Annotated in this window: 17 protein-coding genes; 10 read left to right on the top strand and 7 right to left on the bottom strand. The window is 57.4% G+C overall.

The genetic code is table 11. The features are described from left to right. Window positions 1–16: 16 nt before the first annotated feature. Complete coding sequence (gene ompW, locus ACLEXF_RS01285; RefSeq protein WP_004203849.1) at window positions 17–655, bottom strand: outer membrane protein OmpW; 639 nt, start codon at window positions 653–655, stop codon at window positions 17–19. Between the two features lie 269 nt (window positions 656–924). On the opposite strand from ompW, the gene ACLEXF_RS01280 reads away from it, so the two are divergent. The 5 genes from ACLEXF_RS01280 to yciA all read left to right on the top strand — a co-directional run bounded on the left by ACLEXF_RS01280 (window position 925) and on the right by yciA (window position 5,652). Beyond that, on the top strand, window positions 925–1,338 hold the full coding sequence (locus ACLEXF_RS01280; RefSeq protein WP_004203847.1) for a YkgJ family cysteine cluster protein: 414 nt from the start codon (window positions 925–927) through the stop codon (window positions 1,336–1,338). Window positions 1,339–1,363: 25 nt separating this feature from the next. Next, window positions 1,364–2,107: a YciC family protein gene (locus ACLEXF_RS01275; RefSeq protein WP_004203845.1), complete on the top strand. Its 744-nt coding sequence runs from the start codon at window positions 1,364–1,366 to the stop codon at window positions 2,105–2,107. A gap of 54 nt (window positions 2,108–2,161) precedes the next feature. Next, complete coding sequence (locus tag ACLEXF_RS01270; protein WP_004203842.1) at window positions 2,162–2,701, top strand: septation protein A; 540 nt, start codon at window positions 2,162–2,164, stop codon at window positions 2,699–2,701. Between the two features lie 270 nt (window positions 2,702–2,971). After that, window positions 2,972–5,155: a TonB-dependent siderophore receptor gene (locus ACLEXF_RS01265; RefSeq protein ID WP_407259839.1), complete on the top strand. Its 2,184-nt coding sequence runs from the start codon at window positions 2,972–2,974 to the stop codon at window positions 5,153–5,155. 98 nt (window positions 5,156–5,253) lie between these two features. After that, the gene (yciA, locus tag ACLEXF_RS01260) at window positions 5,254–5,652 is read left to right on the top strand and encodes an acyl-CoA thioester hydrolase YciA (RefSeq protein ID WP_002901629.1); all 399 of its coding nucleotides are present in this window, start codon (window positions 5,254–5,256) and stop codon (window positions 5,650–5,652) included. Window positions 5,653–5,681: 29 nt separating this feature from the next. On the opposite strand, the gene ACLEXF_RS01255 is transcribed toward yciA, so the two are convergent. Beyond that, window positions 5,682–6,218 (bottom strand): YniB family protein, encoded by a 537-nt coding sequence (locus tag ACLEXF_RS01255; protein ID WP_004203839.1) that lies wholly within the window; start codon window positions 6,216–6,218, stop codon window positions 5,682–5,684. A 188-nt stretch (window positions 6,219–6,406) separates the two neighbouring features. Between ACLEXF_RS01255 and hxpB the strand changes: the two genes are divergently transcribed. The 4 genes from hxpB (at window position 6,407) to ACLEXF_RS01235 (ending at window position 10,195) form a co-directional block, all read left to right on the top strand. Further along, window positions 6,407–7,075 carry a hexitol phosphatase HxpB gene (gene hxpB, locus ACLEXF_RS01250; RefSeq protein WP_017898668.1) on the top strand — a complete coding sequence of 223 codons (669 nt, stop codon included), beginning with the start codon at window positions 6,407–6,409 and terminating at the stop codon, window positions 7,073–7,075. 149 nt (window positions 7,076–7,224) lie between these two features. Further along, on the top strand, window positions 7,225–7,986 hold the full coding sequence (kduD, locus tag ACLEXF_RS01245) for a 2-dehydro-3-deoxy-D-gluconate 5-dehydrogenase KduD (RefSeq protein ID WP_032455866.1): 762 nt from the start codon (window positions 7,225–7,227) through the stop codon (window positions 7,984–7,986). A 91-nt stretch (window positions 7,987–8,077) separates the two neighbouring features. Further along, the gene (locus ACLEXF_RS01240) at window positions 8,078–8,668 is read left to right on the top strand and encodes a metal-dependent hydrolase (protein ID WP_004203834.1); all 591 of its coding nucleotides are present in this window, start codon (window positions 8,078–8,080) and stop codon (window positions 8,666–8,668) included. 135 nt (window positions 8,669–8,803) lie between these two features. Next, window positions 8,804–10,195 (top strand): L-cystine transporter, encoded by a 1,392-nt coding sequence (locus tag ACLEXF_RS01235; protein WP_017898666.1) that lies wholly within the window; start codon window positions 8,804–8,806, stop codon window positions 10,193–10,195. A 57-nt stretch (window positions 10,196–10,252) separates the two neighbouring features. Here ACLEXF_RS01235 and cedA read toward each other — a convergent pair whose 3' ends face one another. Continuing rightward, entirely contained in the window at window positions 10,253–10,507 is a 255-nt protein-coding gene (gene cedA, locus ACLEXF_RS01230) for a cell division activator CedA (RefSeq protein WP_008807754.1), read from the bottom strand. A gap of 190 nt (window positions 10,508–10,697) precedes the next feature. On the opposite strand from cedA, the gene katE reads away from it, so the two are divergent. Beyond that, the gene (gene katE / locus ACLEXF_RS01225) at window positions 10,698–12,956 is read left to right on the top strand and encodes a catalase HPII (RefSeq protein WP_423265699.1); all 2,259 of its coding nucleotides are present in this window, start codon (window positions 10,698–10,700) and stop codon (window positions 12,954–12,956) included. Window positions 12,957–13,011: 55 nt separating this feature from the next. On the opposite strand, the gene chbG is transcribed toward katE, so the two are convergent. From chbG to chbA, 4 genes are all read right to left on the bottom strand, one after another. Further along, the gene (gene chbG, locus ACLEXF_RS01220) at window positions 13,012–13,770 is read right to left on the bottom strand and encodes a chitin disaccharide deacetylase (RefSeq protein ID WP_017898664.1); all 759 of its coding nucleotides are present in this window, start codon (window positions 13,768–13,770) and stop codon (window positions 13,012–13,014) included. Window positions 13,771–13,782: 12 nt separating this feature from the next. Beyond that, entirely contained in the window at window positions 13,783–15,129 is a 1,347-nt protein-coding gene (locus tag ACLEXF_RS01215; protein WP_004203826.1) for a 6-phospho-beta-glucosidase, read from the bottom strand. Between the two features lie 110 nt (window positions 15,130–15,239). Then, the gene (chbR, locus tag ACLEXF_RS01210) at window positions 15,240–16,064 is read right to left on the bottom strand and encodes a transcriptional regulator ChbR (RefSeq protein ID WP_004203825.1); all 825 of its coding nucleotides are present in this window, start codon (window positions 16,062–16,064) and stop codon (window positions 15,240–15,242) included. 27 nt (window positions 16,065–16,091) lie between these two features. After that, window positions 16,092–16,439 carry a PTS N,N'-diacetylchitobiose transporter subunit IIA gene (gene chbA / locus ACLEXF_RS01205; RefSeq protein WP_004203824.1) on the bottom strand — a complete coding sequence of 116 codons (348 nt, stop codon included), beginning with the start codon at window positions 16,437–16,439 and terminating at the stop codon, window positions 16,092–16,094. Window positions 16,440–16,444 lie beyond the last annotated feature (5 nt).

Genomic DNA, 16,444 nt, shown 5'->3' with positions numbered 1-16,444 from the left:
CAGTTTGCAGCAGGCGTTAGAACCGATAGCCTGCGGAGAACATAAACACCCACGGATCCAGGCGGGTGCTGACTTTCTGGTCCACGCCGCCGGCTTTGAATTTCACATCGGTATCGATATCCATGTACCACACCGACATATTCAGCAGCCAGTCACGGTTAATCAGGTAATCGAGGCCGACCTGTCCTGCCGCGCCCCAGGAGTCCTTCAGGCTCAGATCGGAAAGCCCGGCCGCCTTGCCGGTATCGTTAAAGTCTTCATTAAAGAAGGTGGTGTAGTTAATCCCCGCCCCCACGTACGGACGCACCTTGCTTTGCGCATCGCCAAAGTACCACTGCGCCATCAGGGTGGGTGGCAACTGATGGACGGTAGCGATGGTGCCGGTTGGCCCGGTACCAACCTTATGGCGGAACGGCGTAGCCGCCAGCAGTTCCACACCGATGTTATCGGTCGCCATATAGGTAAAGGTTAAACCCAGCTGAGTATTGTTACTGACGTTGAAACTGCCCAGACTGCCCAGCACATTGTCAGAGCCTTCCGTCGGTCGGACGGTGGCGGTCCCGGCACGAATGAAAAATTCACCCGCTTCATGCGCCCAGACGCTGCCGGTAGTAAGAGTGCTTAGAATCAATGCCGCCGCTGCTAACTTCTTCATATCCACTTCCTCATTATGGTTTTTCAGCGCGGCCAAATATACCTATAACGAGTTACGTTTGATCTGTTTTAGATCACACTAAAACCTTAGATTTAACATTTATTGATCCAGATTAATTTTTGATACCGATCGCAATACGCTAAATCCTTCGCACATCAATTTTCACTTTTCGCAAAAAAAATTATTTCTGCCCCTCTTGCCGCCGCTGAGGCGGCTGGATAAGTTAACTGCCGACAATCTGTGTTGATGCGTTTTTTTCAGGTGTAATTATGAGTGAAATCAACCCGTGCATGACGTGCGGTGCCTGTTGTGCGTATTTTCGAGTCTCTTTCTACTGGGCGGAAGCCGACGACGCGGGCGGCCTGGTGCCCGCCGCGCTGACCGAGCCGCTGACCCCCTTCCTGCGCTGTATGAGCGGCACTAATCAACGTCAGAGCCGCTGTGCGGCGCTATCGGGCGAGATCGGCGACGCCGTCCACTGCACTATCTATGAAAATCGTCCTTCGCCATGTCGCGAATTCGCCATGTCCGGGGAAAACGGCGAGGAAAACGACGCCTGCAACCGGGCGCGAGCGCGCTATGGGCTGCCGCCATTGCGGCCTCTTTACAAAGATATACCTGCCCTGACCGGCGCAGAGAGTGCTACGACGGAAGGATTTGCGGTACAATCGCCGGCTAGTTAACACCTGCGACACTCAAGGAGAATGCATGTCTATCACGGCGAAGTCCGTCTACCGTGACACCGGGAATTTTTTTCGTAATCAGTTCATTACCATTTTGCTGATTGCGCTGTTGTGCGCGTTCATTACGGTAGTACTTGGCCATGCCTTTTCACCCAGCGACGAGCAGCTGTCGATACTCAGCGAAGGCGACAACCTCGCCGGTAGCGCAGGCCTGTTCGAACTGGTGCAGAATATGACGCCGGAGCAGCAGCAGGTTCTGCTGCGCGCCTCGGCGGCATCAACCTTCTCGGGTCTGGTGGGCAATGCGATCCTCGCCGGCGGCGTCCTGCTGCTCATCCAGCTGGTCTCTGCCGGTCATCGCGTCAGCGCCCTGCGCGCCATCGGCGCCTCGGCGCCGGTGCTGCCGAAGCTGCTGCTGCTGATCCTCTTCACCACTTTCCTGGTGCAGATGGGGATGATGTTAGTGCTGGTGCCCGGCGTCCTGTTGGCCATTGTGCTGGCCTTTGCGCCAATCATGCTGGTGCAGGACAAAATGGGCATCCTCGGCGCCATGCGCAGCAGCATGCGCCTGGCGTGGGCCAATCTGCGGCTGGTGGCGCCGGCCATTATCGGTTGGCTGGTGGCGAAAACTCTGCTGTTACTGTTTGCTTCCAGCTTTGCCGCCCTGACGCCAAACGTCGGCGCGGTGGTCATCAACACCCTCAGCAACCTGATTTCCGCCCTGTTGCTGATCTATTTATTCCGCGTGTATATGCTTATCCGTAGCTAATTTTAACCTGGACCGGGGAATTTCCCGGTCCGTCCTGACAGACGGGATCGATGTATGAAGCAGTTTCTGGATTTTTTACCGCTGGTGGTCTTCTTCGCCTTCTACAAGCTTTACGATATCTACGCCGCCACCACGGCGCTGATTGTGGCGACCGCCATCGTGCTGATCTACAGCTGGGTGCGCTACCGTAAAATCGAAAAAATGGCGCTGATCACCTTCGTGCTGGTGGCCGTCTTCGGTGGATTAACCCTCTTCTTCCACAATGATGAGTTCATTAAATGGAAGGTGACGGTGATCTATGCGCTGTTCGCCGGCGCGCTGCTGTTCAGCCAGTGGGTGATGAAAAAGCCGCTTATCCAGCGCATGCTGGGTAAAGAGCTGACCCTGCCGCAGCAGGTCTGGTCGCGCCTTAACCTGGCCTGGGCGGCGTTTTTTATCCTCTGCGGACTGGCTAATATCTATATCGCCTTCTGGTTGCCGCAGAATATCTGGGTTAACTTTAAGGTCTTCGGTTTAACTGCCCTCACGCTGGTCTTTACCTTGCTGAGCGGGATCTACATCTACCGTCATATGCCGCAGGACGACCACCACTAACGCCTCCACCGGCGCGCCACCCGCGCGCCGCGCTCGCCCCGGGTACCCTTGCTGCGCTGGCCAACCGTCCCTGCCACCACCACCTCCGCGCGTAACCTGACAGCTTCCCGGCCCCACAGCGCAGGCTCCCTTCACGATTTCAATCGGCAGCGTAAAAAATTGCGCTAATTGTGAGGATTTTATGGAGATTCATTTCGTTACATTGTAATGATAATTGTTATCATTAATATTCTCGATCTCATTTTGAATTGTTTTGAAAAGGATATTTACATGAGATCGCCGCAATATTATGTCCCCACGACCCTGGCGCTGGTCATATCCAGTCTCCTTGCCCCTAACGCCTTTGCAGAAGAGTCAGAACAAGATACCGAAACAATGATTGTGCGCAGTACGGCGGAAGAGGCGCTCAAGCAACAGCCCGGGGTGTCGATTATCACGGCAGATGATATTGCAAAACAGCCACCGGTCAACGATCTCTCAGACATCATCCGTAAAATGCCCGGCGTGAATTTGACCGGCAACAGCGCCAGCGGCAGTCGGGGCAACAACCGCCAGATTGATATCCGCGGCATGGGGCCGGAGAATACCCTGATCCTGATAGATGGGGTACCGGCCACGTCACGTAACTCGGTTCGCTATAGCTGGCGCGGCGAACGCGATACCCGGGGCGACAGCAACTGGGTCCCTGCCGAGATGGTCGAGCGAATTGAAGTCCTCCGCGGCCCGGCAGCCGCGCGTTATGGTTCCGGTGCGGCCGGCGGAGTGGTCAACATTATTACCAAACGCCCGACCAACAACTGGCACGGTTCCCTGTCTTTTTTTACCAATCAGCCGGAAAACAACAAGGAAGGCACGACTAATCGCGCTAACTTCAATCTCAGCGGCCCACTGGCCGGCGAAGCGCTGACAATGCGCCTGTATGGCAATATCAATAAAACGGAACCCGACGCCTGGGATATTAACCATGCGCAAAACGGCTCCTACGCTGCGGGACGCGAAGGGGTACGCAATAAAGATATTAACGCCCTGCTGTCATGGAAAATGACCCCGCAGCAAATTCTCGATTTCAGCTACGCCTATAGCCGTCAGGGGAATATCTATGCCGGTGATACCCAGTACAGCAACGGCAATCTTAGCCCGAACGGGCTGGTGGATTCCCTGTACGGACACGAAACGAATCGCCTCTATCGCCAGTCCTGGGGATTGACCTACAACGGTCTTTGGGATTGGGGCCAGTCCAAAGCGGGGGTTTACTACGAGAAAACCAACAATACCCGCCTGCAGGAAGGCTCCACCGGCCGCGTCGAAGGCATGATCAACAGTGAGGATTATGCCACCAGCCGACTGGAATCCTGGCGTACTACCTCCGAATTCAATGTGCCTTTCTTCTGGCTGGCGGATCAGACGCTGACGCTGGGCATGGAATGGAACCATGATCAGCTCGACGACCCGGCATCGATGCAGGCCACTAACAGCAATGGAGAGACAATCCCTGGGACCTCCGGCGACCCTGCGCAACGTCGTACCAAAAACAGCGCCACCCTCACCGGTATCTATCTGGAAGATAATATCGAAGCCGTGCCCGGCACCAACCTGATCCCCGGCATTCGTTTCGATTATCATAATCAGTTTGGCAGCAACTGGAGCCCAAGCCTCAATTTGTCTCAGGCGCTGGGCGATATGTTCACGCTGAAGGCCGGTATCGCGCGGGTGTTTAAAGCGCCTAATCTCTATCAATCCAGTGAAGGCTATCTGCTCTCCACCCGCGGCAACGGTTGTCCAAACACTATCGCCGAAGGCAGCTGCTATCTGCTGGGCAACCCTGACCTCGACCCGGAAATCAGTATTAACAAAGAGATTGGTATCGAATTTAACCTTAATGGCTACGCTGCCGGGGTTACCTGGTTCCGCAACGATTACAAAAACAAAATCGTCTCCGGAACCGAGGTGCTGGGCTATACCTCCAGCGGCAATAATATCCTGCAATGGCAGAACGGCGGCAAAGCAGTAGTCGAGGGGCTGGAAGGCAATATGCTGATCCCGGTGCTGGCTGATATCCTAAGCTGGCGGACCAATGCCACCTGGATGTTCAAATCTGAAAGTAAAGAGACAGGCAACCCGCTGTCGGTTATCCCGAAATATACCGTTAACACGATGCTCGACTGGCAGGTAAACGACGCCCTGTCTGCGAATGTCAACTGGACGCTTTATGGCCGTCAGAAGCCGCGTCAGTATGCAGAGATCCGCAACGAAACCGGAACCCTTGCTACCACCGAGGTTGGCGCCTATTCCATCGTGGAGATCGGCACCCAGTATCAGCTCAACCGGGATATTCGCCTGAATGCCGGCATAAGTAACCTCTTTGATAAGCAACTGTATCGCGAAAATGCCGGCGCCTCGACCTACAATGAGCCTGGACGCGCGTATTACGCCGGAGTGACCCTCTCTTTCTGAACCACTGCGCCCGCCTCCGCGGGCGCCAGCCCTATTCTCTCTACGCCGTTTTCATAGTAGCATCCCGCTGATCGTCTTTGACCACAACAGAGTAGAGCATGACAACAACAGATCTCGCCCCGAAGGGCGAAATGGTTTTACGCACCCTGGCAATGCCGGCAGATACCAATGCCAACGGGGACATTTTTGGCGGCTGGCTGATGTCGCAGATGGATATCGGCGGCGCCATTATGGCCAAAGAGATCGCCCAGGGTCGCGTGGTGACCGTGCGCGTGGATGGGATGACCTTTTTACGCCCGGTGGCCGTAGGCGATGTGGTGTGCTGCTATGCCCGCTGCGTGAAGCGCGGCAATACCTCAGTGACCATTAACATCGAAGTGTGGGTGAAAAAAGTCTCTTCAGAACCGATTGGCCAGCGCTACAAGGCGACGGAAGCGCTGTTTATCTACGTTGCCGTCGATAATCAGGGTAAACCCCGCCCTCTGCCAGCCGAATAAGATGGCGCCCGGCTAACCGGGCACCTGGCTTAGAGAAAGCCCAGCAGCGAGAAGAAGAAGTAGCCGATAACAATCACCATCACCGGCAGCACGTACAGCGGGAAATACTGCACCAGGATCGTATGTCGCGGCACCACAATGCGTTCGGCGAGCTGCTCGCGAGTTAACCCTTCCGCGCCTTTCGCCTGCTCGAGGATCAGCTGATCCTCAATCCCCTCGCGGAGAAATTTCGCCTGCCGCGCCATCCGCGCGCCGGAGGCCTGCAGCGCCATCCCGACGAACACCAGAATGAAGATAATCCAGAAGCCGATGTTCAGGCTATGGTGAAAATCCGGCAGCGGTGAGTTGTACCAGAAAAAGTTCAGGAACGGCGTGTTAAAGCGCATCATCTCAATCATGACGTGCGCAAAATCCATCATCACCGCGTCAATGCCGGGTTTCTTTTCACTGTGCTCATACATAAATTTGAGGACAGAAATCAGCGTCGACAGCACGGCGGGAATAAAGATGACCCATCCCAAAATACGTTTGATGACCGCAATGCGTCCAGCTTGTTGGTACGTCATGAGTTCCCCTTGTTAAAGACGCGTTAGTGGTTCGCCTGCCGCCCGTTGCGTGGCGCAGGCGCCCCTCGCTTACCCGAATGTGTCGGGTATAAGTCTATCTTCCACGGCGAATTTCGCCCAATAACGCGCGGTATGATATACCATGAATGCCGATTCGTTTATCTGATTACGCAACAGGAGAAGGACATATGTCAGCGAAGCGCCGCATTGAGGCTGCGATTTTTGATATGGACGGGTTGCTGATTGACTCTGAGCCGCTTTGGGATCAGGCGGAGGTCGAGGTCATGGAGAGCCTGGGGGTGGATACCCGCCGCCGCGATGAACTGCCCGACCTGCTGGGTCTGCGAATCGACCTGGTGGTGGATCTGTGGTACGCGCAGCAGCCGTGGCGCGGCGTAGACCGCGCAGAAGCTACCGCGCGCATTATCCGTCGCGCCATCGAACTGGTTGAAGCCTCACGTCCGCTGCTGCCGGGGGTGCGCGAGGCGGTGGCCCTGTGCAAAGCCCAGGGGTTGAAGGTAGGGCTGGCCTCAGCCTCGCCGCTGGTGATGCTGGAGAAAGTGCTCAATATGTTCGAGCTGCGCGACCAGTTTGATGCCCTCGCCTCGGCGGAGCATCTGCCCTGGAGCAAACCGCACCCGCAGGTGTATCTCAACTGCGCCGCCGCCCTCGGGGTCGACCCACAGCGCTGTGTCGCGCTGGAGGACTCGGTCAACGGCATGATCGCCAGCAAAGCTGCGCGCATGCGCGCTATCGTCGTGCCGGAAGCAGAGAACAGCCGCGACCCGCGCTTCGTGCTGGCGGACGTCAAGCTGCCGTCACTGCAGGCCCTGACCGTCGAGGCGCTGCTCGGGTAAGACCGCTGGCGGGTGACGCGATCGCCGCCACCCGCCAGCAAAGAAAATCAAAACATCGTTTCATTTTAATTGTAATTTTATTTTCCTGCCTCTATGCTGGGTACAGGTGGCGTCATCGTACGCCTGAAGATCAGCACACAGAGGTGAATATGGTACTGAACGCCTTCGACCTGACGGGTAAGGTCGCCATCGTGACCGGTTGCGATACCGGCCTGGGACAGGGAATGACGCTGGGCCTGGCGCAGGCCGGATGCGATATCGTCGGCATCAACCGCAAAATTCCCCACGACACGGCCGCGCAGGTTCAGGCGCTGGGCCGCCGCTTTCATGCCATTCAGGCGGATCTCAGCCAACAGGATGATATGACCGTTTTGGTCGACCAGGCGGTGGCGGCGATGGGCCGGGTCGATATTCTGGTCAACAACGCCGGGATTATCCGCCGCCATGATGCCCTGACCTTCACGGAAAGTGACTGGGATGCGGTGATCGATCTGAATCTGAAAGCAGTTTTTTTCCTCTGCCAGGCGGTCGCCAGGCAGTTCATTCGCCAGGGTGAAGGCGGGAAAATCGTTAACATCGCCTCGATGCTCTCGTTTCAGGGCGGGATCCGCGTCCCCTCCTATACCGCCTCGAAAAGCGGCGTGCTGGGGCTGACCCGCCTGCTGGCTAACGAATGGGCTGGTCAGGGTATCAACGTCAACGCCATTGCGCCCGGGTATATGGCCACCAATAACACCCAGGCGCTGCGCGAAGATGAGGAGCGCAACCAGGCAATCCTTGAGCGTATCCCCGCCGGTCGCTGGGGTGTGCCGGATGACCTGCAGGGGCCGGTGGTGTTTCTCGCCTCGTCCGCCGCCGACTATATTCACGGCTATACCCTGGCCGTCGACGGCGGATGGCTGGCGCGCTGAGAATTTGTGACAAAGAGTTACACCGTCACCTCTTCCGTGCACTGTATAAAAACCCTATACTGTATGAATCGACAGTTTAGGGTGTGTTATCATGACGGCGGAAGGCCATCTCTTCTTTTCAATCGCCTGCGCAGTATTTGCCAAAAACGCAGAGTTAACGCCGGTGCTGGCGCAGGGCGACTGGTGGCATATTGTGCCCTCCGCGGTCTTGACCTGCCTGCTGCCGGACATCGATCACCCAAAGTCGTTTCTTGGCCAGCGGCTGAGCTGGATCTCAAAGCCCGTGGCGCGGGCCTTTGGCCACCGCGGCTTCACCCACAGCCTGCTGGCGGTGTTTGGCGCGCTGACGCTATTCTACCTCAAGGTGCCTGACAGCTGGATTGTCCCGGCGGACGCCCTCCAGGGCCTGGTGCTGGGCTATCTCAGCCACATCCTTGCCGATATGCTCACCCCAGCCGGGGTGCCGCTGCTGTGGCCCTGCCGCTGGCGCTTTCGGCTACCGATCCTTGCGCCGCGCAAAGGCAACCAGCTGGAGCGCGCCTTATGCATGGCGCTGTTCATCTATGCCGTCTGGATGCCGCAGACGCTGGCGGACAACACCGCGATACGCTGGTCTTCCGGGGTGATTAATTCCCTGCAGATCACCTTCAATCGCTTCATAAGTCACCAGAGTGGGCGATAAACCGGCAGAAAACACCTTTTGGTTATAACCCATTCCATTTGAATATAAGTCCTTGATAACGCCTTCTGCTAACCTTGCGGTCATAAGAGCTGGTTATCCACCAGCCCAGGTTATAAAAATATCAGGAGAACGGGGATGAACTTTCCATTAATAGCGAACGTAGTCGTGTTCGCCGTATTGTTGTTTGCGCTGGGGCAAACGCGCCATAAACAGTGGAGCCTGGCCAGGAAGGTCCTGGTCGGCCTGGCGATTGGCGTGATCTTCGGTCTGGCGCTACAGCTGATCTACGGGTCTGACAGCCAGGTGCTGAAGGATTCCATCCAGTGGTTTAATATCGTCGGCAACGGTTATGTCCAGCTGCTGCAAATGATCGTTATGCCGCTGGTCTTCGCGTCAATCCTTAGCGCGGTCGCCCGCCTGCACAATGCCTCGCAGCTGGGGAAAATCAGCTTCCTGAGCATCGGGACTCTGTTGTTCACCACCCTGATCGCCGCTCTGGTTGGCGTGCTGGTGACTAACATGTTCGGCCTCACCGCCGAGGGACTGGTCCAGGGCAGCGCGGAGACCGCTCGTCTGAACGCCATTCAGAGCAACTATGTGGGTAAAGTGGCCGATCTCAGCGTCCCGCAGCTGATCCTCTCCTTTGTGCCGAAGAACCCGTTTGCTGACCTGACCGGGGCTAACCCGACCTCGATCATCAGCATCGTCATTTTCTCGGCGTTCCTCGGCGTCGCAGCCCTGAAGCTGCTGAAAGAGGATGTGGAAAAAGGCCAGCGCGTCCTGACCGCCATTGATACCCTGCAGGGCTGGGTGATGAAGCTGGTTCGTCTGGTGATGCAGCTGACCCCTTACGGCGTTCTGGCGCTGATGACCAAAGTGGTTGCCGGGTCGAATCTGCAGGATATCATCAAGCTTGGCGGCTTCGTGGTGGCCTCGTACATCGCGCTGGGCATCATGTTTATCGTCCACGGCCTGCTGCTGGCGATTAACGGCGTCAGCCCGCTGAAGTATTTCCGTAAAGTCTGGCCGGTGATCACCTTCGCCTTCACCAGCCGCTCCAGCGCCGCCTCCATTCCGCTGAACGTGGAAGCGCAGACCCGTCGTCTCGGCGTACCGGAGTCGATTGCCAGCTTCTCCGCCTCCTTTGGCGCCACCATTGGTCAGAACGGCTGCGCCGGTATCTACCCGGCCATGCTGGCGGTGATGGTCGCACCGACCGTAGGCATCAACCCGCTGGATCCGATGTGGATTGCCACCCTCGTGGGCATCGTCACCGTCAGCTCGGCGGGCGTCGCCGGAGTGGGCGGCGGGGCCACCTTCGCCGCGCTGATCGTCCTGCCGGCGATGGGCCTGCCGGTGACCCTCGTGGCGCTGCTGATCTCCGTCGAGCCGCTGATCGATATGGGACGTACCGCGCTGAACGTTAACGGCTCCATGACCGCCGGGACGCTGACCAGCCAGTGGCTGCGCCAGACCGACAAGTCGATTTTCGATAGCGAAGAAGAAGCCGAACTGGCGCATCGCTAAACGGTAAGCACAAAAAAACCGCTGATAATCAGCGGTTTTTTTATTTCTGCAGCAGACTCAGGCTTCAATCTCTCCTTCCTGACGCACCTGGTTAGCCCAGCGCTGCGCCGACTCCGGCACGCTGAACGCCGGTGAACGGCGAAAATGCTCTCCCATCAGCAGAAAGGCGACATACTTCCCGCGCAAAATCCAGACATCGCGAAAATGGTCCATTTTCACGGCATGTTCCGGGGGCGCAGGCTCCACGCGCGGCACGTAGCTAATGACAGGGCGATTTTGTTGGCGCAATGGTTTCATAACAAATGGATTCACTAAGCAAAGCGGGAAACAGAAACCTCTATCATAGCCGATCGTGGCCCCGTTCGTCGCCCCCCTGCCGCCGATGCGCATTTTAGGATAACTCCCTGCCCCCTTGCCGGGCGCAGGCAGCGTAATGTTCTATAGTTAGAAGGGTTTTGGTTTATCAACGACCACTTTTAGCAATGAAAGCAGGAGACGAGCAATGTCAGATAAGCACCCAAACCCTCACCACCAGCAGGCACCGGTCCACGGCAGCGAGGAAGCGCAGCCGGGTCTCGACTCGCTGGCGCCGGATGACCGGGAGTGGCGCCCCACGCCGAAACCCACCGCCCCTGGCGCTGAACCGACCGCCCCTGGCAGCCTGAAAGCGCCTGATACCCACAGCAAAAAACTCGATGCCCTGGAGCCACAGCGCAAAGGCGGAGAAGACTATCCGCTGACCACTAACCAGGGCGTGCGCATTGCCGACGATCAGAACTCGCTGCGCGCCGGTACCCGCGGCCCAACGCTGCTGGAAGATTTCATTCTGCGGGAGAAGATCACCCACTTCGACCACGAGCGAATTCCGGAGCGTATCGTTCATGCCCGCGGCTCAGCGGCCCACGGTTACTTTCAGCCCTACAAAAGCCTGACAGCCTTGACCAAAGCCGATTTTCTCTCGGCAGCCGATAAAATTACCCCGGTCTTTGTGCGCTTCTCCACCGTGCAGGGCGGCGCGGGGTCGGCGGACACCGTTCGCGATATTCGCGGCTTCGCCACCAAGTTTTACACCGACGAGGGGATTTTTGACCTCGTTGGCAACAATACCCCGGTCTTCTTTATCCAGGACGCGCTGAAGTTTCCCGACTTTGTCCACGCCGTGAAGCCTGAGCCCCACTGGGCCATTCCCCAGGGACAAAGCGCTCACGATACGTTCTGGGACTATGTTTCCCTGCAGCCGGAAACGCTGCACAACGTGATGTGGGCGATGTCCGATCGCGGCATCCCGCGCAGCTATCGCACCATGGAAGGCTTTGGCATCCACACCTTCCGCCTGATCAATGCCGAGGGCAAAGCCACCTTTGTTCGCTTCCACTGGAAACCGGTCGCCGGCAAGGCGTCGCTGGTATGGGATGAAGCGCAGAAGCTGACCGGCCGTGACCCCGATTTTCATCGCCGCGATCTGTGGGAGGCCATTGAAGCCGGGGACTACCCGGAATTTGAGCTCGGCCTGCAGCTGATCCCCGAAGAGAATGAATTTGATTTTGATTTCGACCTGCTCGATCCCACCAAGCTGATCCCCGAGGCGCTGGTGCCGGTGCAACGGGTCGGCAAAATGGTCCTCAACCGCAACCCGGACAACTTCTTTGCCGAAAACGAACAGGCGGCCTTCCATCCCGGGCATATCGTCCCGGGCATCGATTTCAGCAACGATCCGCTGCTGCAGGGGCGCCTCTTCTCCTACACCGATACCCAGATAAGCCGCCTCGGCGGACCGAATTTCCATGAAATCCCGATCAACCGGCCGACCTGCCCGTACCACAACTTCCAGCGCGACGGTATGCACCGGATGGAGATTGACACCAACCCGGCCAACTACGAACCCAACTCGATCAACGATAACTGGCCGCGCGAGACGCCGCCAGCCGCCAAACGCGGCGGTTTTGAGTCCCTCGCCGAGCGCGTCGACGGCGAGAAGATCCGTCAGCGCAGCCCGTCATTCGGCAAATATTACGCCCAGCCGCGTCTGTTCTGGCTGAGCCAGACGCCGATTGAGCAGCAGCATATTATCGATGGCTTCAGCTTCGAGCTTAGCAAAGTGGTCCGCACCTGGATCCGCGAGCGGGTGGTCGATCACCTGGCCCATATTGATACCCGGCTGGCGGAAACGGTCGGGGCGAATTTAGGTATCGAACTGAGCGATGAGCAGCGCAGCCTCACTCTGCCCTCCCCGGTCAACGGCGTGGAGAAAGATCCCACCCTCAGCCTCTACGCGGATGCCGAAGGGGATGTGAAAGGTCGTGTGGTGGCGGTGCTGCTCAATGAGCGTACCTCGGCGCAGGATCTGGTCCATCTCCTGCAGGCGCTACAGGCCCGGGGCGTGCACAGTAAACTGCTCTATTCGCGGATGGGGGAAGTCGTCGCCGACGATGGCTCTCCCCTGCCGATCGCCGGCACCTTCGCCGGCTCCCCGTCGCTGACGGTGGATGCCGTGGTGGTGCCCGGCGGCGATCTCAGCGCCTTGAGCCAGAGCGGCGACGCGCGCTACTACCTGCTGGAGGCCTATAAGCATCTGAAGCCGATCCTGCTGGCAGGCGATGCGCGGCAGTTAACGTCGGTTCTGCAGGTCCCGGCCCAGGGCGAAGAGGGCGTCATCGTCACCGATGCTCTTGACACGCCGGCGGCAGATAAACTGCTCGCCCTGATGACGGCCCACCGGGTATGGTCGAGAAGCCCGAAAATCGCCGCTATTCCGGCGTAGCAAAAAGCCCGGCACGGTGTGCCGGGCTTGACTCACTTTCCTTTCCCCGTCGGGTTTACACGTCGCGGTAGGTTCCCAGGCGATAACCCCGGTCGGCCACCGCCGCTTTCAGCGAGGCGGACGTCAGCACATCAAGCTCGCCCAGCCGCGGATAGCAGTAGGCGCTGCCCATGATGGTCTGGTCGACAAAGGCCGGATGACACATCACCTCCAGAGAGCGCTCCTCGCGGGCGATTGAGGCGTCCAGCGTCTGCAGGAACAGCGCCTCAGAGACGGCTTCCCCGTAAAACTCGCTGCTGAAGCCTGCGCTGCTGCGCGCCGCCTGCTGATCGAGACCGCTCTGCGCCGCCACCTGGCGATCAATGCGCAACGCGATGCCCTTGTCGCGGGCAAAAGCCGCGACGATGGGGTAGATCGGAGCGATCATATGCACATGGTGATGACTGTCGAGATGCGTCGGCTCATGACCGAAGAGTTCGATAAAACGACGGTACTGACACGCCAGCTCATGGGCAATCTCCTCCAGCGGCAGGTTATCTTCTTCCGCCTGCTGCCAGATCCATTTGCCCAGCCGGCCGTCGCGGGTTAACCCCGGCATGGCCGACAGCGGTTCGCCCAGCGTCAGCACAAAGTGCATCCCGACCGCCAGCTCCGGCGTACTGCGGCTCAGCTGGGCGGCGTGGTCAATAGCCGCGCCGTTGACCAGCGCCGTAGTTGATGTCACCACGCCGTTGCGGCAGGCCTCGATAATGCCGTAGTTCTGCCCTTTACTGAGGCCGAAGTCGTCGGCATTGACGATCAATACGCGTTCCATTAGCCGCTCCCGTTACGCTTTCAGTTTTTCGATCGTCGCCGCAAAGTTCGGCAGCCATTTTTCATGGGCCAGAATCATCTCCCGCGCCAGCTGCTCGGCGTCACGATCGGAATGGATCAGCGGGCTTAAGTTCAGCGCCAGCAGCACGTCGTTCAGCTCGCCGCTGATCGCCGCCTGGCTGGCCGCCACTTCAAACCCTTTGATGGTATAGATAAGCCCCAGCACCTTCTCGTCGAAATGGGTGATGCGCGGCGTCGGCTTCGCGCCATCGCGACCTAAGGTGCAGCTCATCTCGACCGCCCAGTCCGCCGGGATATTATCGATATGGCCATGATGTGGGATATTCACATAGTGCTCAGTCTGCTTATCGTTATAGATAGCGTTGATCACTTCGCAAGCGGCATCGGAGTAATAGGCGCCCCCGCGCTGCTCCAGCTCCTTCGGCTTGACCTTGAGATCCGGATTTTTATACAGCTCAAACAGCTGCTTCTCCACTTTCTGCACCACCTGGGCGCGCGCGCCGCCCTTATAGTACTCGCCCATCTCAATCGCCAGCATCTCTTTTGGCTTAAAGTAATAGAGCAGATAGGAGCATGGGATCAGGCGCAGGGAGCGGATTAGCCCTTCGCTGAACGGCAGGTCGAAGATATTTTTTACCGAGTTCGCGGTCAGGCGGCCGGAGGCGACGCCATCCAGCAGTTCATCGAAGCGCGAGACGCCATTAACCAGCACGTCGCGGACGAACACCAGGTGGTTCAGACCGAACAGGTCGATGTGCAGCTCATCGCTCGGGCTGAGCTGCAGCACGTCGGTGATGAACATCTTCATGCCGATGGGAATGTTGCACACCCCGATAAAGCGTTTGAAACTGGTGTGACGATAGACCGCCTCGGTGACCATGCCCGCCGGGTTGGTGAAGTTGATGATCCACGCGTCCGGGCAGATCTCCTGCACATCTTTCACGATGTCGAAAATCACCGGGATGGTGCGCAGCCCCTTAAACAGCCCACCCGCCCCGTTGGTCTCCTGGCCAAGATAACCGTGGCTCAGCGGGATACGCTCATCTTTTTCCCGCGCCTTCAGCTGGCCCACGCGCAGCTGGGTAGTGACGAAATCTGCGCCCTGCAGCGCCTCGCGGCGGTCCAGCGTTTTATAAACCTTCATCGGCACGCCGGCTTTTTCCACCATCCGCTCGCACAGCGCATGGATAATATCGAGCTTCTCCTGGCCCTCTTCCACATCCACCAGCCACAGCTCTGTCACCGGCAGTTCATGATAACGTTTCAGGAAACCTTCCAGTAATTCCGGGGTATAGCTGCTACCGCCGCCAATAGTGACGACTTTTAATTTCTGGCTCATCTTTTTCTCCCTTAGACGCTGCGTGTAGACGCAGGCCGCTCTCCGCATAAATGCGGACAGTTAACTTAAATTAGTTATGGTGTAAGCCTGGCGGCTAATACCGCCTGGGCTTAATTAATACTGGTCAAATGTTTTCGATAACTACTCGGTGTAAACGAGGTCAGCTTTTTAAAGGTTTTAATAAACAGGCTCGGGCTGCTGTACCCTGATTCATAGGCAATATCCGTCACCGAATAGTTGGTAATTTCCAGCTGCTTTTTGGCAAAATTGATACGGATATCGTTAATTATCTGCATCGGCGTTTTACCATAATAGCGCTGGGTCGCCCGGGTTAAATATTCCTGCGTTTTGCCCGATAGCCGAACCATATTCTCGAGGGCGCTCTCGCCAAACTCCAGTTTATCGTGCATAGCCTCAACGGTATTTTTTAACCATTGCGGGACGACGTCTGCAACCGGCTCTTCGCGATAGTGACGTAAACGGTTAATGACATAAAAGGAGACCAGCTCGATAAATTCGTCAAATTCCGTTTCGCGAAAATTGAGTGAGGCGATGACCGACTCAATGTAGCCGAGAAAAGCGCTCTGCACGGCGTAGACCTGCGACGCCACCAGGCCAAACGGCAGCAGCGGCAGATAATGTTTCTCAAAGAAGCGCCTGCTGATGCCGACGTTAAGGATGCGCGTCGCACCAAATTCATAGAAGCTCTGGTGGTGCGAACCCATCGGGATAAAGACAAAATCCCCGCGCTCCAGCAGCACCCGTTTGCCATTGATCTCCTGGTAATAGCGCCCGGTTAATACGACGGTAAATTCGTAGTAATCATGCTGGTGGAGCCCGCTCACGCTTTCCGTTTTGTTATAGATGACCACATGAAAGTTCTTCCCGTTGAACAACTGCTGTTCTCTGGCGGTACTGATCTCGGTGGTCATCATCCTGGGCTGCCTCATCGTCGCGATGGCCTATTGTACCTTCTCGTGCAGCTCAATCAATTCCGCTACCAGCTCGCGGGCCAGCATGGAGGTCATCAGGTGATCCTGAGCATGCACCAGCACCAGGCTGACCTTCATTTTCCCCTCGCCCTCGTCGCTTTCGATAAGCTGGGTCTGCACCCGATGCGCCTCGCTCAGCGCCTGACGCGACTGCTCCATCATCGTTTTCGCCGCGGCAAAATCCCCCTGCTTGGCCTGCTTCAGCGCGGCATAGGCCAGACTACGCGCTTGGCCGGAGTTGATAATCAGCCCCATCACCACCTCTTCGAGGTCGTTTTCCGGGGTCTCTACCGCGTCGATGTTGTCCAGATCAAACATAATAT

It is taken from the genome of Klebsiella pneumoniae complex sp. WS1778, assembly GCF_049472055.1.
Lineage (GTDB): Bacteria > Pseudomonadota > Gammaproteobacteria > Enterobacterales > Enterobacteriaceae > Klebsiella > Klebsiella quasipneumoniae.
The sequence above is the reverse complement of the archived record's forward strand: the minus strand, read 5'-3'. Positions and strand labels throughout refer to the sequence as shown.